Consider the following 26,726-nt stretch of genomic DNA (forward strand, 5'->3'; position numbering starts at 1 on the left):
CGTGCGCGGCACCCCTTGGTTTACATTCTGTCTAACAAGCGTGGGGGTGCCCCGGCAGGCCGCGGGACGCGGGAGCGGACCGGCGGCCGCCCCCGGCGCAGCGGGCGGACAGGGAACGTCGCACACGGTTCGAGGAGCGCACATGGCGAGCAGCACCGGCATTGTCCGACCGATGGGACGACCGGCGGAACACGACCGGCACGACGGGCAGGACGTCGCGCGCCGGCTGCTCGACTCGGCGGCGAGGCTGGCCTACGACCCGGCCGTCGAGGTGGACTGGGAGACGCCGCTGGACAAGGACTTCCACGGCACCAGCCCCGAGTGGAGCACCCTCTACGGCACCCCGTACTGGGACGAGCTGACCGAGGAGCAGCGCAAGGAGCTGACGCGGCAGGAGGCCGCCTCGGTGGCCAGTACCGGCATCTGGTTCGAGATGATCCTCCAGCAGATGGTGCTGCGCGACATCTACTCCAAGGACCCAACCAGCGCCGAGTTCCAGTGGGCGCTGACCGAGGTCGCCGAGGAGTGCCGGCACTCGATCATGTTCGCGCGCGGGGCCCGGAAGCTGGGCGCCCCGCCGTACCGTCCGCACCGGCTCGCCTTCGAACTCGGCCGGGCTTTCAAGACGCTGGCGTTCGGTGAGGCGGCGTACGCGGCGATCCTGGTCGCCGAGGAGGTCCTCGACGTCATGCAGCGCGACTGGATGCGCGACGAGCGGGTCGTGCCGTTCGTCCGCACCATCAACAACATCCATGTCGTCGAGGAGTCCCGGCACATGAAGTTCGCCCGCGACGAGACGCGCAAGCGCCTGGCGGGTGCCGGCCGGCTGCGCCGACGGATCCACGCACTGGTGATCTCGATCGCGGCCTACGTCATCGTCACCAGCATGGTGAACCGCAGGGTGTACGCCAACGCCGGGCTCGACGAGAAGCGCGCGGTGCGGGAGGCGAGGGCCAACGAGCACCACAAGGCGATGATGCGTTCCAGCTGCTCGGGCCTGATGGAGTTCCTCGCCTCGGCCGGCCTGCTGACGAAGCCCGCGCTGGTGTTCTACCGGCGCGCCGACCTCGTCTGAGACCGGGCGGGCCGTGACATGACTCACGTCATCACCCAGAACTGCTGCGGCGACGCCACCTGCGTCGCCGTCTGCCCGGTCAACTGCATCCATCCGACCCCGCAGGAGAGGGACTTCGGCAGCACGGAGATGCTGTACGTCGACCCGAGCGCCTGCATCGACTGCGGCGCCTGCGCGGACGCCTGCCCGGTGGACGCGATCCTCCCGGAGGACCGGCTCTCCCGGGCGCAGCGGGAGTACGCCGCCGTCAACGCGGCGTACTTCGAGGACCGCGAGAGCCGCGCGGACGGCGGGCAGAGTCCCGAACCCGCCGACCACGGACCGAACTTCCACGCCTGGGGCAGGCCGACGTTCGAGCGAACCCTGCCCTCCGACTTCGCGCCGCTGCGGATCGCGGTCGTCGGCACCGGCCCGGCCGGCATGTACGCCGCCGAGGACCTGCTGCTCCACACAGGCGCCGAGGTGACCCTCATCGACCGGATGCCGGTGGCCGGCGGCCTCGTGCGCTACGGGGTGGCCCCCGATCACCCGGGGACCAAGGGGGCCGGGGACACCTTCGCGCGGCTGTACGCGCACCCGCGGGTCCGGATGTACCTGGGTCTTGAGGTGGGCGGGGACGTCACCGCCGAGGAACTCGCCGCGCACCACGACGCGGTCGTCTACGCCGTCGGAGCCCGCGCCGGCCGCCGCCTGGGTATCCCGGGCGAGGACCTGCCCGGAAGCATCTCCGCGACCACGCTCGTCGCCTGGTACAACGCCCATCCGGAGACCGCCCCGGACGCCGTCGACCCGTGCGCCGATCGAGTGGCCGTGGTGGGCAACGGCAATGTCGCCCTCGACACCGCCCGGATCCTGACGGCTGATCCGGAGGAACTGGCCGGCACCGACATCGCCGCCCACGCGCTCGGCGCGCTGCGTGCCGGAAAGGTGCGGGAGGTGGTCCTCCTCGGACGCCGGGGGCCGGCGGACGCGGCGTACACCAGGCCGGAACTGCTCGCCCTGAAGCATCTGCCGGGTGTGGAACTGATCGTGGACGACCACGACCCCCGCATCGCCGGGGGCATCGACGCGGCCGGGCCGGGGGACAAGGCGGCCGTACTGCGCGGCGTCTCCCGGCAGGCGGTGGACTGGTCCCTCCCGCCCGCACCGGGGCGGCGCATCGTGCTGCGCTTCCACAGCGCGCCGGTGGAGGTGCTCGGCGACGGGCGCGTGCGGGCGGTGCGCGCCACGGCGGCGGAAGGGGAGCTGGAGATACCGGCCGGCCTGGTGGTACGGGCGGTCGGCTACCGCGGCGCGCCGGTTCCCGGGCTGCCCTTCGACGAGGCCACCGGCACCGTCCCGCACGAGGGCGGGCGTGTGACCGGGCGGCCGGGGACGTACGTCGTGGGCTGGATCAAGCGAGGGCCCTGGGGCGGCATCGGAGCCAACCGCGCCTGCGCGGCCGAGACGGTCGGCACCCTGCTCGCCGACGCGCTCGACGGCGCCCTGCCCGCGCCCGAGCACGGTGCGAGGGCCTTCCGCGGACTGGCGAGAGGCCGCAACCGCCGCCTGGTCGACGCCCGCGGCCAGGCCGCGATCGACCGGGTGGAGGTGGCCCGCGGGCTGCGGGCCGGGCGGCCCCGGGAGAAGCTGGCCACCGTCCCCGAACTGGTGGCGGCGGCCCGCGGCCGTCGGCGGTTTCCGGGCTGAAACACCCGTCCCGCTCCGGGCTCCCGGTCCGGAGCGGGACGGGTGGCGGCCCCGGACCGGTGGTGGCGGCCCCTTTGTGGAAAGCGTCAGGGAGCGGGCCGCCGCCCGCGGCCGGTCCTGGCCTCGAGGGCGTGCAGAACGGCCACCATGTCGCGCTCGCCGTGCCCCAGGGCGACCGTCTCGCCGAAGAGGGTGTGGCAGACGTCCAGCAGGGGAGAGGCCAGGCCGGCCTCCCGGGCCGCCTCGTAGATCAGCCGGTTGTTCTTCAGGACGTCCAGGGCGGCGGCCTGGACGCCGAAGTCGCGCGCCAGCAGTTTGGGCGCCTTCATGCGGGAGACGCCACTGGCCATCGGGCCGGCGTCGAGCACGTCCAGGAACAGCCGCCGGTCCAGGCCGTGGCGGTCGGCGAAGTGGAACGCCTCGGTGAAGCCGGTGACCATGGTGATCAGGAACAGGTTCACCGAGAGCTTCATCAGCAGCGCGTTCGGAGCGGGCCCGCACACGAAAACCTCTCGGCACATCGGCCGCAGCAGCGGGCGTACCTGCTCCACGGCCGCCGGCTCCCCGGCCACCATCGCCACCAACTGCCCCGCCTCGGCGGGCACGCGCGAGCCGGATACGGGGGCCTCGACGTAACCGCCGCCGGCCGCGCGGACGTCGGCTTCCAGCCCGTGCGAGTAGTGGGGCGAGGTCGTCCCCATGTGCACGATCGTGCGCCCGGCGACGTGCGAGGCGAAGTCCGGTGTGCCGCGGCCCAGTACGGCGTCCGTCGCCGCCTCGTCGGCCAGCATCAGGAAGACGGTGCCGGCGCGATCGAAGACCTCGGAGGGGCTCGCCGCCACCTCGGCCCCGGCCGCGCGCAGCGGTTCGCTTCTGGCGGCGGTGCGGTTCCAGACGATCGGCGCCGCCTCGGTGCGGGCCAGATTCAGCGCCATGGGCTGCCCCATGACGCCGAGGCCGATGAAACCCACGTCCACCCTGTGCCGCCCTTCCGGCCGGAGGGCCGTGGCCCTCACCGGCCTGCCGGTCCTGCTGTCCATGACAGCCGTCATAGTAGCGGTCGTTATGACGTGTGTCATAGCCGCGACGCGGGCGCGAGCCGGTTCGGGGCGGAACGCGTGAGACCTCTCCCGTACCGGGCGGTCGGGGCGGTACCGATAGGCTGGTCGGACCGGCGGGGCGAGTGCCGCCCGCCCGGTTCGCCAGGGGATCGGAGGTCGGCGATGGCGGTTTCCCGGCGGGGACCGCGCGAGCGGATGGTCTTCAGCGCGGCCCAGCTCATCCGGCGCGACGGGGTCGCCGCGACCGGCGTGCGCGACATCGTCGCGCACGCGCAGGCCCCGAGAGGATCGCTGCGGCACTACTTCCCGGGCGGCAAGGAGCAGCTCGTCAACGAGGCCGTGGAGTGGGCCGGCCGCTACGCGGCCAAGCGCGTGGCCCGCTTCCTGGCCGAGATGCCCGAGCCGTCGCCGAGTCGCCTGTTCGAGGCGATGGTGCGCCAGTGGACCGACGAGTACCGGTCGGCCGGTTTCGCGACGGGCTGCCCCGTCGTCGCCGCGACGGTGGACCGGGCCGGCTCCGCCGAGTCCACCAGGGAGACCGCCGCCGCCGCGTTCGCCGCCTGGAACCGCCCGGTGGCGCGGGCGCTGACGGAGATGGGCGTGCCGGCCGGGCGGGCCACCTCGCTGGCGACCCTGATGATCAGCTCGCTGGAGGGGGCGATCGTCATCGCCAGGGCCGAGCGCGACGTACGCGCCCTTGAGACCGTGGCGCGGGAGCTCGGCCCCCTCCTGGACGCCGGCGCCGCCCCGCGGGACTGACGCCCCGCCGGGAGGAGCGACCCGACCGATCCCCGGCCTGCCGGGCCGAAATTCCCGGACGGTCCCGTTGTGTGCCCGGGCGGCCCGGAAGAGGCGGACGTGAACGCATCGTGACCTGGCATCAGCTGTGCCACCTCCGCATCGCTGCCGCATCACCGCCGTATCCGCCGCCATGTCCGCCGCCGCACCGGCCGGCAGGCGCCGGGAGACCGGGCGGTGGTGGTGGCGGGGCGTAGCGTGGGCATACGGAGACCGGGGCCGACGCGTGCCCGGTACGGCGAAGGGAGTGCACACCATGGCGACCGCGCAGCGCATGGTGGTCATCGGAGGCAACGCGGCGGGCATGTCGGCCGCCTCGCAGGCACGCAGACTGAAGCGGCCCGGGGAGCTGGAGATCATCGCCCTCGAACGGGGCGGCTATGCCTCCTACTCCGCCTGCGGCATCCCCTACTGGGTCGGCGGCGATGTCCCGGTCGCCGGCGACCTGATCGCACGGACTCCCGAGCAGCACCGCGAGCGGGACATCGACCTGCGGCTGCACACCGAGGTCACCGAGCTCGACGCGGGAGGCTGCCGCGTCCGCGTCCGCGGCGGCGACGGCCCCGGGGAGTGGCTGGGCTACGACCACCTGGTCATCGCCACCGGCGCCCGCCCCCTGAGCCCGGGCCTGCCCGGCATCGACGCGCCGGGTGTGCACGGCGTGCAGACCATGGACGACGGCAGGTCCCTGCTGGAGGCCCTGGAGGAGACCGAGGCGGCGCGCACCCCGCGGCGCGCGGTCGTGGTCGGCGCCGGCTACATCGGTGTGGAGATGGCCGAGGCGCTGGTCCGCCGCGGTTACCGGGTCACGGTGCTGGACCGGGCCGAGGAGCCGATGACCACGCTGGACCCCGACATGGGCCGGCTCGTGCGCGAGGCGATGATCGGTATGGGCATCGAGACGGTCACCGAAGCCGTCGTCACCGCGGTCCGCACCGGCGAGGACGGCCGGGTGCGGGCGGTCGCCACCGAGGACGCCGAGTACGAGGCCGACCTGGTGGTCCTCGGGCTGGGCGTGCGGCCCGAGACCGGGCTCGCACGCGAGGCGGGACTGCCGCTGGGGGAGTCCGGCGGCCTGCTCACCGATCTGGCGATGCGGGTACGGGGACGGGAGAACGTCTGGGCGGGGGGAGACTGCGTCGAGGTCCTGGACCTCGTCTCCGGCCGCGATCGCCACATCGCACTGGGCACGCACGCCAACAAGCACGGCCAGGTCATCGGCGCCAACATCGGCGGCGGCTACGCCACCTTCCCCGGCGTCGTCGGCACGGCCGTCAGCAAGGTCTGCGACCTGGAGATCGCCCGCACCGGCCTGCTGGAGAGCCAGGCCAGGTCCGCGGGACTGCGGTTCGTGACCGTGACGATCGAGTCGACCAGCCGCGCCGGCTACTATCCGGGCGCCGCGCCGATGCATGTGAAGATGCTCGCCGAGCACCGCACGGGGCGCCTGCTGGGTGTGCAGATCGTCGGGCGCGAGGGTGCGGGCAAACGCGTGGACGTGGCCGCGGTCGCCCTGTCGGCGTCGATGACGGTCGAGCAGATGACGTCCCTGGACCTGGGATACGCGCCGCCGTTCTCCCCGTTGTGGGACCCGGTGCTGGTGGCGGCCCGGAAGGCGACCGCGGCGGTGCGCCGGGCCGGTACGCGCTGACGGCGCGCCGGCACACCGGACCCGGTGACGCGCGGGTTCCGCCCGTCCCCGCGCGTCACCGGGGCGGAGACCGGGCTCGGACCGGCTGCCGGGCGAAGAGTTCCGGATGGCCGCACCCGGGGCAGAGGTGGGTGTCGATCCGCCACCGGGGGCGGCTCATGCGCCCGGCGCCACCGAACACGCCGTGCTCCAGCGGTCCGGTGCTCCAGCGTGCGTAACCGCGCGAACTCTCGCCCGCGTCATCGGTGAATCCCGGCTCCAGGCCGGTCACGCCGCACTGAGCGCACTTCACGGTGTCCGCCGCGGGAGTTCAACGAGCCGTTGCGGGGGCCGGCCGAGAGGCGGGGGCCGGCCCCGGCACCCCTCCTGACCTGGAGCGGCCTCCGCGTGCGAGCTTGTCATGACAGTGGCATAAGATGCGCGCACCATTCATGATTTTCCCCCAGAGGATGTACGTGTCATGACAATCCGTGCGCCGTTCCGCTCTCCGCGCGGCATATCCGCCGCCGTCGCCCTGCTCGCGATCGGGGCCGCGGGGTGCTCCGACCTCGTCGACAGTGCCAAGAACGGCGCGACGAAGGCGGCCCGCCAGCGGTCGGTGTTCTCGCTGTCCACCGGAGACTGCTACAACCCGAACAGCAGGAAGATCGAGGGTGAGGCGTTCGCCATCGAGCTCGTGCCGTGCGGCGAGCCGCACCGGAGCCAGGTCGTCGGCGAGTTCGACATCGACGAGAAGGGGGAGTTCCCCGGCGACGAGGCGGTCACGGCGATCGCCGACGAGCGGTGCCCGGGGGAGGCGGGCGAGTTCGCCCCGGACACCTGGGTGCTGCCCGAGGGGGTCGGTCTCTACTACTACACTCCCACCGCGGAGAGCTGGGCCACCGGCGACCGGGCCGTGAGCTGCACCTACACCAAGGAGTCGGGCGAGTTCACCGGTTCGCTGAAGGCCGGTGCCAAGTCGCTGAAGCCGGATCAGAAGACCTACCTCGACGGTGCGAACGCCGTCTACGACGCCCTGTGGGCGAACCAGCCCGAGGCGGAGAACGTCGAGGAGGACCTCGAGGGCTACAAGGCGCAGGCCGACGCCGTCGCCACCGCCCTCGACGCGCACCTCGACGGTCTGCGGGGTATCGAGGGGGCGGAGACCGGCAAGCTCCGCGCCCGGCTGGAGAAGGCCGCCGGCCATTGGAAGGACGCCGCGAAGGCCGGCGACGCCGACGCGTTCTACGTCGCCTACGATCCCGCCTTCACCGGCCTGGACCCGAACGACACGGTCGCCGCCCGCAAGGAGCTCGGCCTGGCCACCACCGTCCCGGCCGACGACGCCGAGGTCTGGGCGGGCTGACCCCTCGCAGGCCGCCTTGTGAGAGGGCTGCGGTGCCGGTCGACAGCGGCCGGCCCCGCCACCCGGCCGGGGCCGCCGCCGGGACCGTGCCGATTGACGGATTGGGGCGCGCCACGGCTGGGCAGGGAGTTTGCAGCGTGTCATGAGCACGCTCAACCCCCCACAAGGAGGACGACCATGCACGTCCGCACACTCGTCCGCGGCTTCACCGCTGCCCTGGCCGCCACCTTCGCACTGGCCGGCGGTCAGGCCGCCGCCGCGCCGGCCGCACCCGTCGCCGAGGACCGCGCCCTCGCCCCGCGGATCCTCACCTACGACGCGAGCGCGGCGGCGGAGTTCAGGGCCGCGGTCGACCGGGGCGCGGCGATCTGGAACGAGAGCGTCGACGCCGTCGAGCTGAGGCCGGTGGCGGCCGGGCAGCGTGCCAACATCCGGATCCTCGCCGACAACGGCTGGCCTCGCGCCTACACCTATTCGCTGGGCAACGGAATCGTGTACATCGGCCGCCAGGCCGTCGACCAGGGCTACAACACCGTTCGCATCTCCTCCCACGAACTGGGTCACATCCTGGGCCTGCCGGACCGCAAGCCCGGCCCCTGCTCGAGCCTGATGTCCGGTTCCAGCGCCGGGATCGCGTGCACGAACCCCTATCCGAACGCGGCGGAGAAGGCGGAGGTCGAAAACGACTTCGGCGGAACGTTCGCCTGGCCGGCCGGGGTGCCGCGCAATGTGATGACCGTGGACTGACGAACCGCGGCGGGGCGCCCCCGGCACCCCGCCGCGGTCGGGAGGGCCCCGGCGCGCACCCGTGAGGGTGCGCGCCGGGGCCCTCCGTCCTCACCGGTGTCCCGGGGGCGGCGTTTCCGTCCCCGGTCAGCGGTCGCCGTGGCGGATCAGGGAACGGACCATGCGGCAGGTCGCACCGGAGGGCGGGTGGACGCCGATCTGCTCGGCCGTGGTGCGGATCCTGCGGTCGGAGGCCTGCTCCGGGCGGTGGACGCCGGTGTCGAGCAGGGCTATGGCCAGGCGCATGGCCTTCAGGCGGCGGTTGTGCGAGACGTACCACTCGCGGGGCCGGCCGGCCGGTAGCGGCTTCTTCGGCAGGGTGGTCAGGGTCGTCAGCGCGGTGGTGGCGGGTGTGGTCGGGACCTTCGAACGGTGCTCGGCGGCGAGCGCGGCAGAGGTCATCGGCTTCCTCCTGGGGGTGGTCGTCCGGCCGTCTCGATCTTCCTTCCATTTTACTGCGAACCACTGACAAAAGAGCTGGTCAAAAGGGGAGTGGGGGCTTCGGAGTGCCGTGTCCGCAGGTCATGCGGCGGTCCGGGGGCGGTGGCGGTCCGGGCGTCGGAGCCGGCGGGACTTTCCGCCCGATAGGTATTGATTTATCGACAATATGTGCCTAGTCTCTGACTCAGGACAGATTTCGAACATGGATTCGAACTGAAGCTTCGGCCGCGTGGGTGCACGTCTTGCCGGGCCGGGACCGCGTCCCGCCACCCCCGAGCCCACCCCGAACCGCCGTCGAATGCGCCAGAGGAGATATGGCGTGAGCACCTTCACCTTCACCCCCGCCACCAAGGAGCAGGCCAAGGCCCGCATCGCCCTCACCGGGCCGACCGGATCGGGCAAGACCTACACCGCGCTCATCACCGGCACCGCGATCGGCGACCGGGTGGCCCTCGTCGACACCGAGCACGGCAGCGCGTCCAAGTACGCCGACGAGTTCGCCTTCGACACCCTCCAGCTCACCTCGTTCGAGCCCACCGGGCTCATCGACGTCCTCGCGGTCGCCGCCCACGAGGGCTATGACACCGTGATCGTCGACTCGCTCTCGCACTTCTGGTCCGGTGCGGGCGGAGTGCTCGAACAGGTCGACAACGCCGCGAAACGCTACGGGACGGGCAGCAGCTTCGCAGCCTGGAAGGAGACCCGACCCATGGAGCGGGCGATGATCGACGCCCTGCTCGCCTATCCGGGCCACCTCATCGTCACCATGCGCACCAAGACCGAGTACGTCGTAGAGACCGACGACCGCGGGCGCAAGGTGCCGCGCAAGGTCGGGCTCAAGCCCGAGCAGCGGGAGGGCATCGAGTACGAGTTCGACATCGTCGGCGACCTCGACCACGAGAACACCCTGGTGATCTCCAAGTCACGGGCGAAGCCGTTGTCCGGGCTGGTGATCCGCAAACCGGGCACGGAGTTCGCCGGCTCCGTCCTCGACTGGCTCAACGCGGGCAAGCCCACCCCGAGCGCGTCCGACTACCTCGCCACCGTCACCGCCCCGAACACCACCTACGAGGAACTCCGCGCCCTCTACGAGGAGGCCCGCCGGCACAACCTGCTCGCCGCCGCCGTCCTGGACCCGGCGGGGGAGCCCACCACACTGGGCGACCTCATCGTGCGCCGCGGGACCGAGGCGAGGAAGGAGGCCGGGAAAGCCGGGGAGACCCGGAAGGAGACCGAGCGGAAAGCCGTGGCGGCATGAACCTCAAGGAGCACGCGGCCAGGGTCGCCGTACTCAAGGTGCTGCGCGACGCGGTGGAGGAGCAGTACCAGGCCACACGCCGCGAGGTCCTCGACGAACTGCGCGCGGCCCGCGAGGAGTACGCGCTGAAGTCGATACGGGTGACCCTGCGGGACGGCACGCCCATCGCCACCATCACGCTCATCGACCCCAAGCCGGAGGTCGTGGTCGCCGACGAGGACGCCTTCACCACCTGGGTTGCCGAGAACCACCCGGACGAAGTGGAGACGCTCGTCCGGGTGCGTCCCAGCTGGCGCAGGCAGTTCACCGCCCGGCTCACCGCCTGGCCGGGGCCGGCCACCGACCCGCACACCGGAGAGGTGGTCCCGGGCCTGGAAACGGCCCCGCCGCCGGAGCCGCGCTCGTTCAGCCTCCGGCCCGTGCCGGGCGGAACGGAGCAGGTCGCCCGGGCCTGGCGCACCGGTGAGATCGACCTGCCCCGGCTGCTCACCCTCGACAGCGGTGAAGGGCGTGGCGAGGTCCGGGGCGAGGAGCGATGACCCCCGGCACCGCGCGTCCACGGCGTGCCCGCCCGGCACCCGCCGCACACCCGCCGCACGAGAGGAGCCACCCATGGCCGGTGAGCCCGTCATCACCGTCGTCGGCAACCTGACCGACGACCCCGACATCCGCACCACCCCTTCCGGAGACACGGTCACCCACTTCACCGTCGCCTCCACGCCCCGCACCTTCGACCGGCGGAGCAACGAGTGGAGGGACTCCGCCGAGACGCTGTTCCTGCGCTGCTCGGCCTGGCGGCAGGAGGCGGAGCACGCCGCCGAGTCCCTCACGCGCGGTACGCGCGTCATCGTCCAGGGCCGACTGCGCCAGCGGACTTTCGAGACCCGCCAGGGCGAGAAGCGCACCGTGGTGGAGTGCGAGGTGGACGAGGTCGGCCCCTCCCTGCGGTTCGCCAGCGCGACGGTCGTCAGGGGCCCGCGTACGGGCGCCCCCGCCGGCGACCGCTTCGGCGCCGCACCGGCGGCCGACGGCCCGCCCGGCCGGGACGGCGGCGAGCGGCACGCACCCGGGGAGAGTGGACTCCCCTTCTGACCGCGGCGGTCCTCCACGAGACCGCGGAACCCGGCGCCGCGTCGGCGGGCGGCCGTACCGACACCTCAAGCCGCCCGCCGCGACGGCGCAACCCGACCCACCGAGGTGGACCCAGTGAAAGAAAAGGACCGCGAGAAGGCGCTCGACGCCGCGCTCGCACAGATTGAACGGCAGTTCGGCAAGGGCGCGGTGATGCGCCTGGGCGACGGGGCGTGGGACCCCATCGAGGCCATTCCGACCGGGTCGACCGCTCTGGACGTCGCCCTGGGCGTGGGGGGCCTGCCGCGGGGCCGGGTGGTGGAGGTCTACGGACCGGAGGCCTCCGGCAAGACCACCCTGACCCTGCACGCGGTGGCCAACGCCCAGCGGATGGGCGGCACGGTCGCCTTCGTGGACGCCGAGCACGCGCTGGACCCGGAGTACGCCAAGCGGCTCGGGGTGGACGTGGACTCCCTGATCCTGTCCCAGCCCGACAACGGCGAGCAGGCGCTGGAGATCACCGACATGCTCATCCGTTCCGGGGCGCTGGACCTGATCGTGATCGACTCGGTGGCCGCGCTGGTGCCGCGCGCGGAGATCGAGGGCGAGATGGGCGACTCGCACGTGGGTCTGCAGGCCCGGCTGATGAGCCAGGCGCTGCGCAAGATCACCGGCGCGCTCAGCCAGTCCAAGACCACCACCGTCTTCATCAACCAGCTCCGCGAGAAGATCGGGGTGATGTTCGGTTCGCCGGAGACGACCACCGGTGGCCGGGCGCTGAAGTTCTACGCCTCGGTGCGGCTGGACATCCGCCGGATCGAGACGCTCAAGGACGGCACGGAGGCGGTGGGCAACCGCACCCGGGTGAAGGTGGTCAAGAACAAGGTGGCTCCGCCGTTCAAGCAGGCGGAGTTCGACATCCTCTACGGGGTGGGGATCAGCCGGGAGGGCGGGCTGATCGACATGGGGGTGGAGCACGGCTTCATCCGCAAGTCGGGCGCCTGGTACACCTACGAGGGCGACCAGCTCGGGCAGGGCAAGGAGAACGCCCGCAACTTCCTGCGCGACAACCCCGATCTGGCCGACGAGATCGAGAAGAAGATCAAGGAGAAGCTCGGCATCGGAGCACGGCCGGAGGCGGAGAGCGGGGCGGAACCCGAGGCGGACGCCATCCGCACCCTCGCCGCCGGGCTTTGACCCTCCGCGCCGGCATCCCTCCGCGCCGGCGTTCCGCCCCCCATCTGCTCGGGAGCCGTGACTTCCCGGTGTGACGGTCTGAACCGGATCACCGGGGCAGGACGAGGGGGGGAGCGGCTGCGCGGACTCTGGCGGAGGTACCGGACGCGGCGGCCCGGGGGCGGTTCCCGCCGCCGGACGGAGGTACGACCGTGGTGCCGCGGCCGAACCGCCGCGACACCGGAGTGATCGCGTTCACCGCGCACTCCGTGGTGTTCACCGGCGGGGACCCCCGGTGGGTCCACGGCATGCCGGCGGCCGTGGAGTGCGACGAGCCGGCGGCCACCATGAACCCCGTTTCCTGGCCGCGTTCATGACGCGCACCGGGCGGTCGGCCGGCACGGTCGACCTGCTGACGGTGGCCCGCTCCCTGCCGGGCGCCCCTCCGCTGGAACTGCGCGAGATCGCCGATCCGGACCACCCGCGGGTGGCCCGGGCGCGTGAGCGCCGTGACGGTGTGCGGGTGTGGGCGGCCGCCGGCGGATTGGTCGTCCTCGGCCGGGGCGTGGCGGGCCGCTGGGAGGTGGCGGTCGAGGCGGACGAGGGGGTGCGGCACCGGGGGCTGGGCCGGACGCCGGCGAGGGCCGCCCGGCACCTCGTGCCGGACGGGGAGCCGCTCTGGGCCCAGCAGGCGGCGGGCAACGCGCGCGGCGTGCGGGCCTTCCAGACGGCCGGGTTCCGGCCGGCGGGAGCCGAGGTACTGCTCACCGCGCGGTAGGGGTGCCTCCCCGCGGCGCCGGGTCCCGGGTCCCCGCGGTGCCGTCGGCGCCCGCGGGGGCTTTCGCGCGTTCCAGCTCGCGGAGGACGCGGGTCAGATCGCCGGGTGCGGGAGGCTCCGCCTCCCCGGCCCGCCACCGCCGGAAGCCCCCGTGCCCGGGCGGAACCTCATGACTTCCTTAGGGCTTCCTGAAGAAGCCCTCACCGGGCGCCCCGCAGGTCCCGGACCTGCCTAGGCTCTCGCTCGACCCCCTCCAGGGATCCCGGCAGGCGCGGTCGCGCCTGCCGGGATCCTTCTCCGGGCCGACCGACTCCCCGACCGACCCCCGAGGTATCTTCCGCATGAGCTCCCGCAGGGCCGACCGTTCCCGCCAACGCGCCCACGCCCGTCCCAAGGGCGCCCCGCCGGCGCGCAACATCGTTCTCGCGCTCAGCGTGGTCACCATGGCGGCGGGCGCCGGCCTCACCGTGGCCGCGGGCGGGGGACAGGACGGACCGGCCGACCGTGTGGCGGCGGACGCGGCCGGCACCGCGCCCGGCACGGAGGGCGGGACCGCCGGCGGCGCGTCCCTTCCCGCCTCGTCCGGCCCGCAGGAGAGTACGTCCGCCTCGCCCGGTGCCGGGAAGTCCGGGAAGACCGCACGCAGCGCCGCCCCCTCCGCGCCCGCGTCCGGCTCCGCCCCGGACCCCGCCGGGGGAGCGGAGCCGGACAGGGCGGTCGGGCGGGAGCGGGACCAGGGCCGGAAGGGCGGCTCCGAAGACACCGCCGGGTCCGGTGGCGGGGAACACGCCTCCGGCGCCACCGGTGCGGACGCGGCGCCGGAGGACAGCGGGCCACAGGCGCAGGTGCTCGAGCTCGTCAACAGGGAACGGGCCGCCGCCGGTTGCCGCCCGGTCACCGCCGACGCCCGGCTGGCACGGGCCGCGGACGGCTACAGCGACACCATGGCCGCGTCCGGCGTGCTGTCCCACACGGGGCCCGACGGTTCCACGATGGCCGACCGGGTCGAGGCGGCCGGGTACGCCTGGAGCAACCTGGGCGAGAACATAGCCCAGGGACAACCGGACGCCGCCTCGGTCATGAACGCGTGGATGAACAGCCCCGGCCACCGCGCGAACATCCTCAACTGCGCCCTCGAGGAGCTGGGGGTCGGCGTCCACTTCGGTGACGGCGGCCCGTGGTGGACCCAGAACTTCGGCACCGGCCGATAGCGGCGCGACGCCCGCGGGCATGAAAGCGGGCACGAAAGAGGTCCGGCCCCGGTGCGGGATGCACCGGGGCCGGACCTTCCAGTAGCGGGGACAGGATTTGAACCTGCGACCTCTGGGTTATGAGCCCAGCGAGCTACCGAGCTGCTCCACCCCGCGGCGGTGCCACCACTGTACGGCACGCCACGGCCCCCGGTGAAACGGGCAGGCCCGGAAGGGACTTCAGTCCGCGCCCGCGGGGCGCCCCGGCCGGGTGCGCACGGTGGCGCCGGCGCAGGCGATCACGGCGATGCCGCCGAGGACGGTGGACCAGGTGATCTGCTCGCGCAGGAACAGCGCGGCCCAGCAGATACTCATCACGGGCTGGACGAGCTGCACCTGGCCGACCTGCGCCATCGGGCCGATCGCGAGTCCGCGGTACCAGGCGAAGAAACCGAGGAACATGCTCACCACCCCGAGGTAGGCGAACGCGGACCACTCGGCCCAGGTCCCGGCCGGAGGGCGCGACGAGACCGAGAGGACGGCGAGGCCCGCCATGAGCGGTGCGGAGAGCACGAGAGCCCAGGAGATGGTCTGCCAGGCGCCGAGCTCGCGGGCGAGGATCCCGCCCTCCGCGTAGCCGGTGCCGGCCGCCGCGACGGCGCAGAGCAGGAGCAGGTCGGACCAGTGGAGCCCGCCGAACCCGCCTCCCCGGAGAGAGGCGAACACGACCGCGGCGGCCGCGCCGACGGCCGCCATGACCCAGAACGGGGCCGGAGGGCGTTCGTGCCCGCGGAGTACGGCCATCACCGCGGTCGCGGCCGGCAGGAGCGCGATCACGACGGCGCCGTGGCCGGCCGAGGCGGTGGTCAGGGCGTAGGAGGTCAGCACGGGGAAGCCGACGACCACACCGCCGGCGACGACCGCCAGGCGGCCCCACTGGGCACCGCGGGGCGGACGCTGCCTGGTGACGACCAGCGCGGCCGTCGCCAGCAGCGCGGCGACCACCGCACGACCGGAGCCGACGAACAGCGGTGACATCCCGCCGCCCTCGACGGCGAACCGGGTGAACGGGACGGTGAACGAGAACGCTCCGACCCCGAGCAGCCCCCACCCGAGACCGGTGTGGGACGGGGATAGCGCCCGGGCTTCAAGGAGAGTAGCGCTACTGTTGTCTGTCATGGACAACGATAGCAGTTCGCGGATCGTCGCCGATCTCCGCGAATGGATCGCATCGGCCGCCCCGGGTGCGAGACTGCCCTCCACACGCACACTGGTCGCCCGTTACGGGGCGAGCCCCGTAACGGTCCAGAAGGCGCTGCGGGCCCTGGCGGCGCAGGGGACGGTGGAGAGCCGCCCCGGCGTGGGGACCTTCGTCCGCGCGATCCGCGAGGCCCGCCCCAACGACTACGGGTGGCAGACCGCGGCGCTCGGATCACCGCGCAACCGCGCACCGCGGCTTTCCACGGCACTGCGGACCACCCCGAACGACGTGATCGCGCTTCATTCGGGCTATCCGGACCGGGAGTTGCTGCCCGAGCGCCTGGTCCGGGCCGCGTTCACCCGTGCGGCCCGCGGTGACGCCGCCGTCAGCCGCCCCCCGGCCGCGGGACTGCCCGAACTCCAGGCGTGGTTCGCCGCCGAACTCGCCACCGCGACACCGGCCGGCACCACGCCGCCGACACCGGGCGACGTCGTCGTCTTCCCCGGCAGCCAGAGCGGACTGGGCACCGCCTTCCGCGCCCTCGTCGGCGCGGGCCGCCCACTGCTGGCGGAGTCACCCACCTACTGGGGCGCGATCCTCGCCGCCGCACAGACGGGCGTACAGATCGTGCCCGTTCCCAGCGGGGCGCACGGGCCCGACCCGGAGGAACTGGCCCGGGCGTTCGAGCGGACCGGGGCGCGCGCGTTCTACGCCCAGCCGAACTTCGCCAACCCCACCGGCGCCCGGTGGTCACCCGGTCTGGCCGACCGGGTCCTCGGCACCGTCCGCGGGCACGGGGCGTTCCTGATCGAGGACGACTGGGCGCACGACTTCGGCATCGGCGCCGAGCCGGTCCCGGTCGCAGCCCGGGACGACGGCGGGCACGTCGTCTACCTGCGCTCCCTGACCAAGAGCGTCTCCCCGGCCGTCCGCATCGCCGGGGTCGTCGCCCGGGGCCCGGCCCGGACGCGCATCCTCGCCGACGCCCAGGCCGAGTCGATGTACGTCAGCGGTGTCCTCCAGACCGCCGCACTCGACGTCGTCACCCAGCCCGCCTGGCGCACACATCTGCGCAACCTCCGCCACCAGCTCGCCGCCCGCCGGGACCTCCTCGTCGCGTCACTGCGGGAGCACGTGCCCACCGCCCGCCTCGAAGCGGTGCCGCAGGGAGGGCTGAACATCTGGGTCCGGCTGCCGGACGCCACCGACCTGGCACGGCTCGTACGGGACTGCGAGAGCGACGGAGTCCTCGTCGCCCCCGGCGGCGAATGGTTCCCCGCCGAGCCGACCGGAGCCTACCTCCGGCTCAACTACTCGGGACCGGACCCCGGCGCCTTCCCCGACGGTGCGCGCGCCGTCGGACGGGCGCTCGCGCGGCAGCGTACGCGGTAGGGTCCGCCCGGGACGCCTGCGGGGGCGCGCACATCCCGATCCGCCGCCCCGGTCCCGGCGCCAGGCGAAGGCCCCCTTCCGGAGGAGTCCGATGGCGGCGACCGAAACGGATCTCGTGCCGGAGCGGTTCGTCTCCGGCATACGGCCGGCGGTGCCGACGGCGGCCGTCCGGGCGCACGGTTCACCCGCGATGGGCGACTTACGGCCGGGACGCAGCGCCCTCGACCTCATCGCGGTGGTCGAAGGGCCCTGGACGGCGAGCACCGAGAACGGCTGACCGGCATTCACCGAAGGCTGCCGAAGGAGGAGCCGGCAGCGGCCTGGCCGTACTGCTCCCACATGGCCGAGGCGGCGCTCTCCGACGCCGAGGCCGCCCATGTCAGGCGCACGGCACGCTTGTGGAGCACCCGGTCACACCGGTCACCCGACGACGGGAGCCGCCCGGCGGCGGCCCCACCCTCCACGACCCGCCGCCGGAACTGCTCCCACCGCTCGCCCCGGGGCGGTGGGAGGAGTTCATCCGGCGCGACCCGGCGGAGTTCTGGCTCCCGGCCACGGCCAGACCGCGGCTCTGGCTCCGGGACGTATGGGTGGATCTGTGTCTACTTGTCCTGGCCCGCGCCACCGTGACGCTGCGCGACGGGCGGTTGATCACGAAAGGCGAGGCCCTGGCGGAACTGCCGGCGCTCGGTGCGCCCGCGGACGTGGTCCGCGGCACCCGCGAGCGCCGGTACGCCGATCCCGGACCGATCGGCCCTCTGCGGCGTGTCCGCCGGGCGATGCGGGCCCGTGCCCTCTTACGGCGCGGCATCGAACGCGCCCCGGCCGCGGGCGCGGGGCCCGAGCGGTCACCGTAGTCCCCGCCGGCGCGGTCATCCGCCCGAGCGCCGGCCGAGGCTCTGCTCCGCTGCCGCCGCCGGGACCCGGACGAAGGCCCGGCAGTCCATCCGGGTGCAGCCGGTGTCCGCCGGATGCCGGAGTGCCCCGTGTGAGCGGGCGGCGGCGGGGGCACCGATCCCGCATGCGCAACGCGATCACCGAAGCGACCGGGAACACCGGCCCCACCGCCGAAGGCCGCCCGCGTGCCGAGGGCGCGTACGGCGGTGCCGACCCGGCCCGGCGCCCACCCACCGTGCCCGGCCCACCGTGCGACCGGCCCGCTGGGAACCGCGTCGCGGTACGGCGGTGCCCGTGACCGCAGGAGAGGTCCGGGCGCGCCCCGGGCAGCCGCCCGCACTCGCGCTGCTCGCCGCCGCCCACGGCGGGCCGGCCCTGGCGGTCACCGCCATCACGGGCCTGCTCGCACTCCGCGGCGGGCTGCGCCCGCCGGAGACCGCCGCCGTCACCGCCGCGGTGCTCGCCGGCCAGCTCACGATCGGCTGGGGCAACGACCTGCGCGATCTCCCCCGTGACCGCGCCGCCGGCCGTGCCGACAAACCGCTGGCCACCAAAGACCTCCCGGCAGGCGCGGTGGTGCGCGCCCTGGCCGTGGCAGCGCTCGCCTGCCTCGTGCTGTCCGCGCTCGCCGGCCCGCGCGCCGCGCTGGTCAACATCGTCCTCGTCGCCGGCGCGGGCCACGCCTACAACCTCGGCCTCAAGGCGACCAGGTGGTCCTGGGCGCCGTACGCCTGCGCCTTCGGGTCGCTGCCCTCGGTGGTCACTCTCGCCGGCCCCGCCCAGGAGTGGGCGCCGCCGTGGGCCACCGGCGCCGGCGCCGCACTCGGAGTCGGGGCGCACCTGCTCAACACCCTGCCCGACCTCGCCGACGACGAACGCGCCGGAGTGCGCGGCCTGCCGCACCGGATTGGCGAACGCCCCTCACGGGCCCTGGCCGCCGTGCTGCTGGCCGCCGCCTCGCTGCTCGCCGTGCTCGGCCCCGCCGGAAGCGCTCCGGCCTGGGCGCTCGCCGCCCTCGTACCGGTGGCCGTCCTCACGGTGCTCACCCTGACCGCACACGGCCGTACCCCCTTCCGGGCCGCGGTTGCCGTCGCCCTGCTCGACGTCGTACTGCTCGTGGCGGCCGGCTGATGGCGCCGACCGCTCACTGGGACCTCGTGGTGGTCGGCGCCGGGCCGGCCGGCGCCGCCGCCGCCCTGGGCGCGCTGCACACCGACCCCGGTCTGCGCGTCGCCCTCCTGGACCGGGCGGAGTTCCCCCGGGACAAGGCCTGCGGTGACGCGGTGGCCCCGCATGTCCTCGATCTCCTCGCCCAGGTCGGCGTCACCGGTCTCGTCGGCGACCGGATCCCGGTCGGCCGGCTCCGTCTCGGCCGCGGCGGCCTGACCGCCGAGCGGCCGATGACCCGCCCGGCGTGGGTGGTGCCGCGCCGGGTCCTCGACGCCCGGCTGGCGGGCGCCGCGGTCGCCGCCGGCGCCCGCCTCCTGCGGCACCGGGTCCGCGGCCTGCGGCAGCACACCGGCGCGGTGGTCCTGGACGGGGAGATCCGCGCCGCGGTCGTCGTCGGCGCCGACGGCGCCCACTCGGCCGTCCGCCGCGCGCTCGGCCTGCCCCGCGGCCCCATGGCCCTGGCGCTGCGCGGCTACGCCCCGGTCGCGCCCGGGCGGCGCGGCGCGCAGGTCATCGAGTTCGGCACCCGGCACCAGCCGTCGTACGCCTGGTCCTTCGACCGCGGCGACGGCCTCGCGAACATCGGGTACGGCGAGGCCCTCCACACCGGCCGTACGGCGCCGGCCCGGTCCCGGCTGCTCGAACGGCTCGAGGCGCTGCTGCCCGGCGCGGCCGAGGGCGGGCAGCAGTGGGTCGGGCACCACCTGCCGCTCTCGACGGCGCGCTGGCGCCCTCCGGCCGGCCGGGTGCTGCTCGCGGGCGACGCCGCCGGCCTGGTGAACCCGCTGACCGGCGAGGGCATCTACTACGCGGTGGCCACCGGCATCGCGGCCGGCCGCGCGGCGGCCGCGGCCTGCCGCGACGGAAGTCCCGAACGGGCGGGGGCGCGGTACGCCCGCGCCACCGCCCGGATCCTGATGCCCCACCTGCGCCACACCGCCCTGGCCGCCCGTCTCGCCCGCAGCCGCCACACGGTCGAGGCCGCCCTGCGCGCCTCCGCCGCCGACCAGCGCGTCTTCGACGACCTCGTCGAACTCGGCCTGGCCCGGGGCCGCTTCACCTCCGCTCTCGCGTTCGGCCTCGGCCGGACGCTCGCCGTAACCGCCCGCCCGACCGGCCGAACCCGGGAGCCAGCATGAGTACACGCGTCCTCAGCGTTCGCGGCACCCTGCCCGAGCACCGCCACCGGCAGGAGGAGATCACCGAGTTCCTCACCACCGTGCCGGCCGTCGGCACCGCCGACCGCGGCGTCGTCGAGCGGCTGCACCGCAACGTGTGCGTCGAGACCCGGCACACCGCGCTCCCACTGGAGGACTACGCCCGGCTGGAGGACTTCGGCCGGGCGAACGACGCCTTCATCCGGGCCGGCACCGAGCTCGGCGGCCGCGCGGTCGTCGAAGCGCTCAAGGACGCCGGTCTCGCCCCGGCCGACGTCGACTACATCGTGTCGTGCACGGTGACCGGCCTGGCCGTCCCCTCGCTGGAGGCCCGCGTCGCGGCGGAGATCGGGCTGCGCCCCGACGTGGTGCGCCTGCCGCTGGTCGGCCTCGGCTGCGTCGCCGGCGCGGCCGGCCTCGCCCGCCTGCACGACCTGCTGCGCGGCCGGCCGGACGGGGTCGCGGTGCTGATGTCGGTCGAACTGTGCTCGCTCACACTCCAGCGCGACGACGCCTCGGTCGCCAACCTCGTGGCCGGCGGCCTGTTCGGGGACGGCGCCGCGGCGGTGGTCGCCGTCGGCCCCGAACATCCGCTCGCGCACTCCGAGGACCCCGCACAGCCCCTCGTACTGGCCTCGCGCAGCCGCCTCTACCCCGACTCGGAGCGTGCGATGGGCTGGGACGTCGGCCCCGGCGGGTTCAGGATCGTGCTCGACGCATCGGTCCCCGACCTGGTGCGCCGGCACGTCGGCGGTGATGTCCGCGACTTCCTCGCCGACCACCGGCTGACCGCCGGCGACCTCGGCTGGTACGTGGCGCACCCCGGCGGCCCCAAGGTCCTCCACGCGCTGCAGGACGCGCTCGGGGTCGGGCAGGACGCCCTGGGCGTGACCTGGGACTCGCTGCGCCGGATCGGCAACCTGTCCTCCGCCTCGGTGCTGCACGTCATGGCGGACACGCTCGCCGACCGCCCGCCCCGGCCCGGTTCCTACGGGCTGATGCTCGCCATGGGTCCGGGCTTCTGCTCCGAGCTCGTCCTCCTGCGCGCCCCGGGCGGTGCGGAATGAGCGGCGAACTCCTGTTCACCGCCCTGGTCGTGGCCGTCGGCCTGGAGCGGGTCGCCGAACTGGCCGTGTCCCGCCGCAACGCCGCCTGGAGCTTCGCGCGCGGCGGTGTGGAACTCGGACAGGGGCACTATCCGTTCATGGTGGCGCTGCACACGGGCCTGCTCGCCGGCGCGCTCGTTGAGGTGTGGGCGCGCCGACCGGACACCGTACCGGTGCTCGCCTGTACCATGCTCGTCCTCGTCGCGGCCTCGCAGGCGCTGCGCTGGTGGTGCATCGCCACCCTGGGGCGGCAGTGGAACACCCGGGTGATCGTCGTGCCCGGTGCCGCGCGGGTGACCGGCGGCCCCTACCGCCGCCTGCCGCACCCGAACTACCTCGCCGTCGCCGTCGAGGGACTGGCCCTGCCGCTGGTCCACTCGGCCTGGATCACGGCGGCCGTCTTCACCGTGCTGAACGCCGTCCTGCTGGCCGCCCGTGTCCGCACCGAGGACGCCGCGCTGGCGCGACTGGCCTGAGATGACCGAGAGGAGGACCGACGTGGACCTGCTCGTCGTCGGCGGCGGCCCGGCGGGGCTCGCCACGGCCCTGCACGCGGCCCGGGCAGGACTCGAGGTCACCGTCTTCGAACAGCGCGCCGGCACCGTCGACAAGGCGTGCGGCGAGGGGCTGATGCCGGGAGCGGTCGCCGCCCTGGCCGCGCTCGGCGTGCGTCCCGAGGGGCACGAACTGCGGGGTGTCCGGTATGTCGCCGGGCACCGCCGGGCCGTCGCCGCCTTCCGGGCGGGACCGGGCCGCGGGGTGCGCCGAACCGTACTGCACGCGGCGCTGCGCGAGGCGGCGCTGGCCGCGGGCGTGCGGATCGAGCACCGCACCGTGCGCGGTGTCGAGCAGGACGGGCAGGGCGTGGTGGCCGACGGGGTCCGGGCCGCCCACCTCGTTGCGGCCGACGGCCTGCACTCGCCGATCCGCCGGGCACTGGGCCTGGACCGGCCGCACCGGGCACGCCCGCGGTACGGACTGCGGCGACACTTCGCGCTGGCCCCCTGGAGCGACCATGTCGAGGTGCACTGGGCCCGCGGCGCGGAGGCCTATGTGACCCCGGTGGCCGACGGCCTCGTGGGCGTGGCGGTGCTCACCGCCGGCCGTGGGTCCTACGACGACCACCTCGCCGCCTTCCCCGAACTGCGCGAGCGGCTGTCCGGGGCCCGGCCGGCCGGACCGGTGCGCGGGGCCGGACCGCTGCGCCGGAGCGCGGGGGCGCGCACCGCCGGCCGGGTGCTGCTCGTCGGCGACGCGGCCGGCTACGTCGACGCGCTGACCGGTGAGGGCGTCGCGCTGGCGCTCGCACAGGCGCCGGCGGCGGTACGGGCGATCACCGGCGGCGATCTGACGGCCTATGAACGGGACTGGCGGCGACTCACCCGGCGCTACCGCCGGCTGACCCACGCGCTGCTCGCGGCGACCAGGCCGTCCCCCGCCCGGGCGGCGCTGGTCCCCGCGGCGCAGCGGCTGCCGTGGCTGTTCTCCGCCGCCGTCGACGCGCTGGCCCGCCCGGCGGGGGAGTGCGCCCCGGAGGACGGGCGGCGCCTGCCGGACGGGTGAACGCGCAGCCCGCAGGGGCCGGTTCGCCCGTCCCGGGGCGGACGGCGCAGACGTAGCCGGTGTGCGAGGGGAGCAGCCGGTCGAGCCGGTCCCTGCCGAACGGGGTGTGGATGCCTGGCAGGAAGCAGAACACGAAGCAGAAGGGGGCTTCCGGGGCTGCGGCCGGGCCGGGGCGGAGGCGTTCACCCGCCCCCGGGTCTCTCCGGGTCCGGACCGGTCTCCCGCCGGGCAAGCCCGGGACCACCCGGGCCGTGGCCGCCGGAATCGGGGTGAGCCGTCGCTCGGTGGAGCGCCACCGCAGAGGCCAACGGAAGAATCCGCCCCGGCACATCGCCGACCGCCTCGAAGCCGCCTTCACCGACATCGACCGCATCGACGTGTCCTTCCGAACGACCGTCCGGCCCGCCGCAGCGGCGGGCCGGACCGGGACCGGCGGGACGACTCGTCCCGGACGTTTGCGAAGGCCCCGCCTCAGGCGCCGACGTAGGCCGCGAGATGCTCACCGGTGAGGGTGGAGCGGGAGGCGACGAGGTCGGCGGGGGTGCCCTCGAAGACGATCCGGCCGCCGTCGTGTCCGGCGCCGGGGCCGAGGTCGATGATCCAGTCGGCGTGCGCCATGACCGCCTGGTGGTGTTCGACGACGATGACCGTCCTGCCGGAGTCCACCAGCCGGTCGAGCAGGCCGAGCAGCTGCTCGACGTCGGCGAGGTGGAGACCGGTGGTCGGCTCGTCGAGGATGTAGACGCCGTTCTTCTCGCCCATGCGCGTGGCCAGTTTGAGCCGCTGCCGCTCGCCGCCGGACAGCGTGGTGAGCGGCTGGCCGAGGGTGAGGTAGCCGAGGCCGACGTCGACGAGCCGGCCGAGGATCCGGTGCGCGGCCGGGGTGCGCGCCTCGCCGGTGCCGAAGAACTCCGCGGCCTCGGCCACCGGCATCGCGAGCACCTCGCTGATGTCGCGTCCGCCGAGGCGGTGCTCCAGCACCGACGCGTCGAACCGCTTCCCCCCGCACTCCTCGCAGACGGTGGCGACACCGGCCATCATCGCCAGGTCGGTGTAGACGACGCCGGCGCCGTTGCAGGTGGGGCACGCCCCGGAGGAGTTGGCGCTGAACAGCGCCGGTTTCACGCCGTTGGCCCTGGCGAACGCCTTGCGGACCGGGTCGAGCAGTCCGGTGTAGGTGGCCGGGTTGCTCCGTCTGGAGCCGCGAATGGGCGTCTGGTCGACGCAGACCACGCCGGCGCCGCCGGCCTCCGACTGCCGCAGCAGCGACCCGTGCACCAGCGAGCTCTTGCCGGAGCCCGCCACGCCGGTGACCACGCACAGCACTCCGAGCGGGATGTCGACGTCGACGTCGCGCAGGTTGTGGGTGCTCGCGCCGCGGATCTCCAGGGCGCCGGCGGGCTCGCGCACCGTCTTCTTGAGGGCGGCCCGGTCGTCGAGGTGGCGGCCGGTGAGGGTGCCTGCGGTCCGCAGTCCCTCGACGGTGCCCTCGAAGCAGACGGCGCCGCCCGCCGTGCCGGCGCCGGGGCCGATGTCGACGACGTGGTCGGCGATGGCGATCGTCTCCGGCTTGTGCTCCACGACCAGGACGGTGTTGCCCTTGTCCCGCAGCCGCAGCAGCAGGCTGTTCATCCGCTGGATGTCGTGGGGGTGGAGGCCGATGGTGGGCTCGTCGAAGACGTAGGTGACATCGGTGAGCGAGGAGCCGAGGTGGCGGACCATCTTCACGCGCTGCGCCTCGCCGCCCGACAGTGTGCCCGACGGCCGGTCGAGCGAGAGATAGCCCAGCCCGATCTCCACGAACGAGTCGAGGGACCGCCGCAGTGCGGTGAGCAGGGGTGCCACCGAGGGTTCGTCGAGGCCGCGCACCCACTCGGCCAGGTCGCGGATCTCCATCGCGCAGGCGTCGGCGATGCCGATCCCCCTGATCTTCGACGACCGGGCCTCCTGGCTGAGCCGGGTGCCGTCGCACTCGGGGCACTCGGTGAAGGTGACCGCCCGGTCCACGAAGGCCCGGATGTGCGGCTGCATCGACTCCCGGTCCTTGGAGAGGAACGACTTACGGATCTTGGGGATCAGCCCCTCGTAGGTGAGGTTGACGCCGTTGACCTTCACCTTGACCGGCTCCCGGTACAAAAAGTCGTGGCGCTCCTTCGCGGTGTACTTGCGGATCGGTTTGTCCGGGTCGAAGAAGCCCGACTCGGCGATGATCCGCACCACCCAGCCGTCCCCCGTGTAGGTGGGGATGGTGAACGGGTCCTCGGAGAGCGACTTGGAGTCGTCGTAGAGCTGGGTGAGGTCGATGTCGGAGACCGTGCCCCGGCCCTCGCAGTGCGTGCACATGCCGCCGGTGCGGCTGAAGGACACCTTCTCGGTCCTGGTCCTGTCGGCGCCGCGGTCGACCGTGAACCCGCCGCTCGCCGAGACCGAGGCGACGTTGAAGGAGAACGCGGCGGGCGGGCCGACGTACGGCTGACCGAGTCGGCTGAAGAGGATGCGCAGCATCGCGTTGGCGTCGGTGGCGGTGCCGACGGTGGAGCGTGGGTCGGCGCCCATCCGCTGCTGGTCGACGACGATCGCGGTCGTCAGCCCTTCGAGCACGTCGACCTCGGGCCGGCTCGGCGTGGGCATGAAGCCCTGGACGAAGGTGCTGTAGGTCTCGTTGATCAGCCGCTGCGACTCGGCGGCGATGGTGTCGAACACCAGCGAGCTCTTGCCCGAGCCGGACACCCCGGTGAACACCGTCAGCCGGCGCTTCGGGATCTCGATGCTGACGTCCTTGAGGTTGTTCACGCGCGCGCCGTGCACGCGGATCAGGTCGTGGCTGTCGGCGGCGTGCGGCTCGGGCGCCCGCGTGTCCGTCCTCGCGGCGGTGCTCATCGTGTCCCCCATGTGTCGTCCGGCTCGTTCCGGCCGGGTTCGAGCGGTATGTGCGTTTTCCCGTCCACCGGCGCGGGGCCGGAGCTCACCGCGCACGGGGCTGGACGAAGCGCAGCATGTTGCCCGCGGGGTCGCGGAAGGCGCAGTCGCGGACGCCGTACGGCTGGTCGACCGGCTCCTGCAGCACCTCGCCCCCCGCGGCGCTGAGGCGCTCGAAGGTGGCGTCGCAGTCCTCGGTCGAGAAGATCACGCCGCGCAGCATGCCCTTGGCCAGCAGCTCCGCCATGGCCCGCCGGTCGGCCGGAGAGGCGTTCGGGTCCGCGGCGGGAGGTTCCAGGACGATGTCCACACCGGGTTGCGACGGCGCGCCGACGGTCACCCAGCGCATCCCCTCGAACCCGACGTCGTCGTGCACCTCCAGGCCGAGGACGTCCCGGTGGAAGGCGAGCGCCTCGTCGTGGTCGTCGACGGCGATGAAGCACTGTGAGAGCTTGATGTCCATGGGTCTCACGCTACGGACGGGGAGCGGGGTCCGCTTCTCCGTTCCTGACCGGCCGCGTGTGGATCTTGGCGATGCAGGCCGGCACGGCGGCGCCCTCGTCGTGCCGGCGGGCCCGGTACGCGCCCGGGCTCTCGCCGACCAGCTCGGTGAACCGCGAGCTGAACGACCCCAGCGAGGTGCAGCCGACCGCGAAGCAGACCTCCGTCACCGACAGGTCGCCGCGCCGCAGCAGCGCCTTGGCCCGCTCGATCCGGCGCGTCATCAGATAGCTGTACGGCGTCTCCCCGAAGGCGACGCGGAAGCTGCGGGAGAAATGGCCCGGCGACATGAGGGCGATGCGCGCCAGCGCCGGGACGTCGAGCGGCTTCGCGTAGTCGCGGTCCATCAGGTCGCGGGCCCGGCGCAGCCGGACGAGATCCTCCAACGTCACACGACCACCATCCCACAGCGCCTGGGACCCCCGGCACCGTTTCCGGCGTGCGGCGGGCCGGGTACGCGTACGGCGATCTGCCGCGGGCCGGGCGGAACCAGCGGCTGAG

25 protein-coding genes, 1 tRNA gene and 1 pseudogene are annotated in these 26,726 nt (G+C 74.0%); 20 read left to right on the forward strand and 7 right to left on the reverse strand.

The window, feature by feature from the left end; all coding sequences use genetic code 11:
- Positions 1 to 142 precede the first annotated feature (142 nt).
- Positions 143 to 1,075: an AurF N-oxygenase family protein gene (locus tag ACGRHY_RS25400; RefSeq protein WP_394637626.1), complete on the forward strand. Its 933-nt coding sequence runs from the start codon at positions 143 to 145 to the stop codon at positions 1,073 to 1,075.
- An 18-nt stretch (positions 1,076 to 1,093) separates the two neighbouring features.
- Positions 1,094 to 2,764, forward strand: a complete 1,671-nt coding sequence (locus ACGRHY_RS25405; RefSeq protein ID WP_394637627.1) for an FAD-dependent oxidoreductase — start codon at positions 1,094 to 1,096, stop codon at positions 2,762 to 2,764.
- Positions 2,765 to 2,850: 86 nt separating this feature from the next.
- Here ACGRHY_RS25405 and ACGRHY_RS25410 read toward each other — a convergent pair whose 3' ends face one another.
- Positions 2,851 to 3,741: an NAD(P)-dependent oxidoreductase gene (locus tag ACGRHY_RS25410; protein WP_394638199.1), complete on the reverse strand. Its 891-nt coding sequence runs from the start codon at positions 3,739 to 3,741 to the stop codon at positions 2,851 to 2,853.
- Between the two features lie 246 nt (positions 3,742 to 3,987).
- On the opposite strand from ACGRHY_RS25410, the gene ACGRHY_RS25415 reads away from it, so the two are divergent.
- The 4 genes from ACGRHY_RS25415 (at position 3,988) to ACGRHY_RS25430 (ending at position 8,366) form a co-directional block, all read left to right on the forward strand.
- Positions 3,988 to 4,584 carry a TetR/AcrR family transcriptional regulator gene (locus ACGRHY_RS25415; protein ID WP_394637628.1) on the forward strand — a complete coding sequence of 199 codons (597 nt, stop codon included), beginning with the start codon at positions 3,988 to 3,990 and terminating at the stop codon, positions 4,582 to 4,584.
- A 295-nt stretch (positions 4,585 to 4,879) separates the two neighbouring features.
- Complete coding sequence (locus tag ACGRHY_RS25420) at positions 4,880 to 6,274, forward strand: FAD-dependent oxidoreductase (RefSeq protein WP_394637629.1); 1,395 nt, start codon at positions 4,880 to 4,882, stop codon at positions 6,272 to 6,274.
- Between the two features lie 460 nt (positions 6,275 to 6,734).
- Positions 6,735 to 7,619, forward strand: a complete 885-nt coding sequence (locus ACGRHY_RS25425) for a septum formation family protein (protein ID WP_394637630.1) — start codon at positions 6,735 to 6,737, stop codon at positions 7,617 to 7,619.
- Between the two features lie 177 nt (positions 7,620 to 7,796).
- Positions 7,797 to 8,366, forward strand: coding sequence for a snapalysin family zinc-dependent metalloprotease (locus ACGRHY_RS25430; protein WP_394637631.1), 570 nt, complete (start codon positions 7,797 to 7,799; stop codon positions 8,364 to 8,366).
- A gap of 126 nt (positions 8,367 to 8,492) precedes the next feature.
- Here ACGRHY_RS25430 and ACGRHY_RS25435 read toward each other — a convergent pair whose 3' ends face one another.
- Positions 8,493 to 8,807, reverse strand: coding sequence for a hypothetical protein (locus tag ACGRHY_RS25435; protein WP_394637632.1), 315 nt, complete (start codon positions 8,805 to 8,807; stop codon positions 8,493 to 8,495).
- 358 nt (positions 8,808 to 9,165) lie between these two features.
- Between ACGRHY_RS25435 and ACGRHY_RS25440 the strand changes: the two genes are divergently transcribed.
- The 6 genes and pseudogenes from ACGRHY_RS25440 (at position 9,166) to ACGRHY_RS25465 (ending at position 14,340) form a co-directional block, all read left to right on the forward strand.
- Positions 9,166 to 10,104 (forward strand): ATP-binding protein, encoded by a 939-nt coding sequence (locus ACGRHY_RS25440; protein ID WP_394637633.1) that lies wholly within the window; start codon positions 9,166 to 9,168, stop codon positions 10,102 to 10,104.
- A complete protein-coding gene (locus tag ACGRHY_RS25445) occupies positions 10,101 to 10,643 on the forward strand; it encodes a hypothetical protein (protein WP_394637634.1) in 543 nt (180 codons plus the stop codon). Before ACGRHY_RS25440 ends, ACGRHY_RS25445 begins: the two co-directional genes overlap by 4 nt.
- A 73-nt stretch (positions 10,644 to 10,716) precedes the next feature.
- Positions 10,717 to 11,196, forward strand: a complete 480-nt coding sequence (locus tag ACGRHY_RS25450) for a single-stranded DNA-binding protein (protein ID WP_394637635.1) — start codon at positions 10,717 to 10,719, stop codon at positions 11,194 to 11,196.
- 114 nt (positions 11,197 to 11,310) lie between these two features.
- Positions 11,311 to 12,372 (forward strand): recombinase RecA, encoded by a 1,062-nt coding sequence (recA, locus tag ACGRHY_RS25455; RefSeq protein ID WP_394637636.1) that lies wholly within the window; start codon positions 11,311 to 11,313, stop codon positions 12,370 to 12,372.
- 128 nt (positions 12,373 to 12,500) lie between these two features.
- A pseudogene (locus tag ACGRHY_RS25460) lies at positions 12,501 to 13,129 on the forward strand (GNAT family N-acetyltransferase).
- Positions 13,130 to 13,470: 341 nt separating this feature from the next.
- Positions 13,471 to 14,340, forward strand: coding sequence for a CAP domain-containing protein (locus tag ACGRHY_RS25465; RefSeq protein ID WP_394637637.1), 870 nt, complete (start codon positions 13,471 to 13,473; stop codon positions 14,338 to 14,340).
- A gap of 82 nt (positions 14,341 to 14,422) precedes the next feature.
- Here the strand turns inward: ACGRHY_RS25465 and ACGRHY_RS25470 are convergent.
- Together ACGRHY_RS25470 and ACGRHY_RS25475 are read right to left on the reverse strand one after the other, a co-directional pair.
- A tRNA-Met gene (locus tag ACGRHY_RS25470) sits at positions 14,423 to 14,496 on the reverse strand.
- A 63-nt stretch (positions 14,497 to 14,559) separates the two neighbouring features.
- Entirely contained in the window at positions 14,560 to 15,498 is a 939-nt protein-coding gene (locus tag ACGRHY_RS25475; protein ID WP_394637638.1) for a DMT family transporter, read from the reverse strand.
- Between ACGRHY_RS25475 and ACGRHY_RS25480 the strand changes: the two genes are divergently transcribed.
- From ACGRHY_RS25480 to ACGRHY_RS25515, 8 genes are all read left to right on the forward strand, one after another.
- Complete coding sequence (locus tag ACGRHY_RS25480; RefSeq protein ID WP_394637639.1) at positions 15,497 to 16,912, forward strand: aminotransferase-like domain-containing protein; 1,416 nt, start codon at positions 15,497 to 15,499, stop codon at positions 16,910 to 16,912. The genes ACGRHY_RS25475 and ACGRHY_RS25480 overlap by 2 nt on opposite strands.
- A 91-nt stretch (positions 16,913 to 17,003) precedes the next feature.
- Positions 17,004 to 17,189, forward strand: a complete 186-nt coding sequence (locus tag ACGRHY_RS25485; protein ID WP_394637640.1) for a hypothetical protein — start codon at positions 17,004 to 17,006, stop codon at positions 17,187 to 17,189.
- Positions 17,190 to 17,310: 121 nt separating this feature from the next.
- On the forward strand, positions 17,311 to 17,769 hold the full coding sequence (locus ACGRHY_RS25490) for a hypothetical protein (protein ID WP_394637641.1): 459 nt from the start codon (positions 17,311 to 17,313) through the stop codon (positions 17,767 to 17,769).
- A 334-nt stretch (positions 17,770 to 18,103) separates the two neighbouring features.
- The gene (locus tag ACGRHY_RS25495; protein WP_394637642.1) at positions 18,104 to 18,940 is read left to right on the forward strand and encodes a UbiA family prenyltransferase; all 837 of its coding nucleotides are present in this window, start codon (positions 18,104 to 18,106) and stop codon (positions 18,938 to 18,940) included.
- The gene (locus ACGRHY_RS25500; protein WP_394637643.1) at positions 18,940 to 20,118 is read left to right on the forward strand and encodes an NAD(P)/FAD-dependent oxidoreductase; all 1,179 of its coding nucleotides are present in this window, start codon (positions 18,940 to 18,942) and stop codon (positions 20,116 to 20,118) included. The genes ACGRHY_RS25495 and ACGRHY_RS25500 overlap by 1 nt, the downstream gene beginning before the upstream one ends.
- On the forward strand, positions 20,115 to 21,203 hold the full coding sequence (locus ACGRHY_RS25505; protein WP_394637644.1) for a type III polyketide synthase: 1,089 nt from the start codon (positions 20,115 to 20,117) through the stop codon (positions 21,201 to 21,203). The genes ACGRHY_RS25500 and ACGRHY_RS25505 overlap by 4 nt, the downstream gene beginning before the upstream one ends.
- Positions 21,200 to 21,718, forward strand: coding sequence for an isoprenylcysteine carboxyl methyltransferase family protein (locus tag ACGRHY_RS25510; RefSeq protein ID WP_394637645.1), 519 nt, complete (start codon positions 21,200 to 21,202; stop codon positions 21,716 to 21,718). Before ACGRHY_RS25505 ends, ACGRHY_RS25510 begins: the two co-directional genes overlap by 4 nt.
- Position 21,719: 1 nt before the next feature.
- Positions 21,720 to 22,805 carry an FAD-dependent oxidoreductase gene (locus ACGRHY_RS25515; RefSeq protein WP_394637646.1) on the forward strand — a complete coding sequence of 362 codons (1,086 nt, stop codon included), beginning with the start codon at positions 21,720 to 21,722 and terminating at the stop codon, positions 22,803 to 22,805.
- A gap of 471 nt (positions 22,806 to 23,276) precedes the next feature.
- Here the strand turns inward: ACGRHY_RS25515 and ACGRHY_RS25520 are convergent, their stop codons facing one another.
- The 3 genes from ACGRHY_RS25520 to ACGRHY_RS25530 all read right to left on the reverse strand — a co-directional run bounded on the left by ACGRHY_RS25520 (position 23,277) and on the right by ACGRHY_RS25530 (position 26,572).
- The gene (locus ACGRHY_RS25520) at positions 23,277 to 25,685 is read right to left on the reverse strand and encodes an ATP-binding cassette domain-containing protein (protein WP_394637647.1); all 2,409 of its coding nucleotides are present in this window, start codon (positions 25,683 to 25,685) and stop codon (positions 23,277 to 23,279) included.
- Between the two features lie 85 nt (positions 25,686 to 25,770).
- On the reverse strand, positions 25,771 to 26,187 hold the full coding sequence (locus tag ACGRHY_RS25525) for a VOC family protein (protein WP_394637648.1): 417 nt from the start codon (positions 26,185 to 26,187) through the stop codon (positions 25,771 to 25,773).
- A gap of 10 nt (positions 26,188 to 26,197) precedes the next feature.
- The gene (locus ACGRHY_RS25530; RefSeq protein ID WP_394638200.1) at positions 26,198 to 26,572 is read right to left on the reverse strand and encodes a helix-turn-helix transcriptional regulator; all 375 of its coding nucleotides are present in this window, start codon (positions 26,570 to 26,572) and stop codon (positions 26,198 to 26,200) included.
- Positions 26,573 to 26,726 lie beyond the last annotated feature (154 nt).

Source organism: Streptomyces shinuiensis (assembly GCF_043660855.1).
GTDB lineage: Bacteria > Actinomycetota > Actinomycetes > Streptomycetales > Streptomycetaceae > Streptomyces.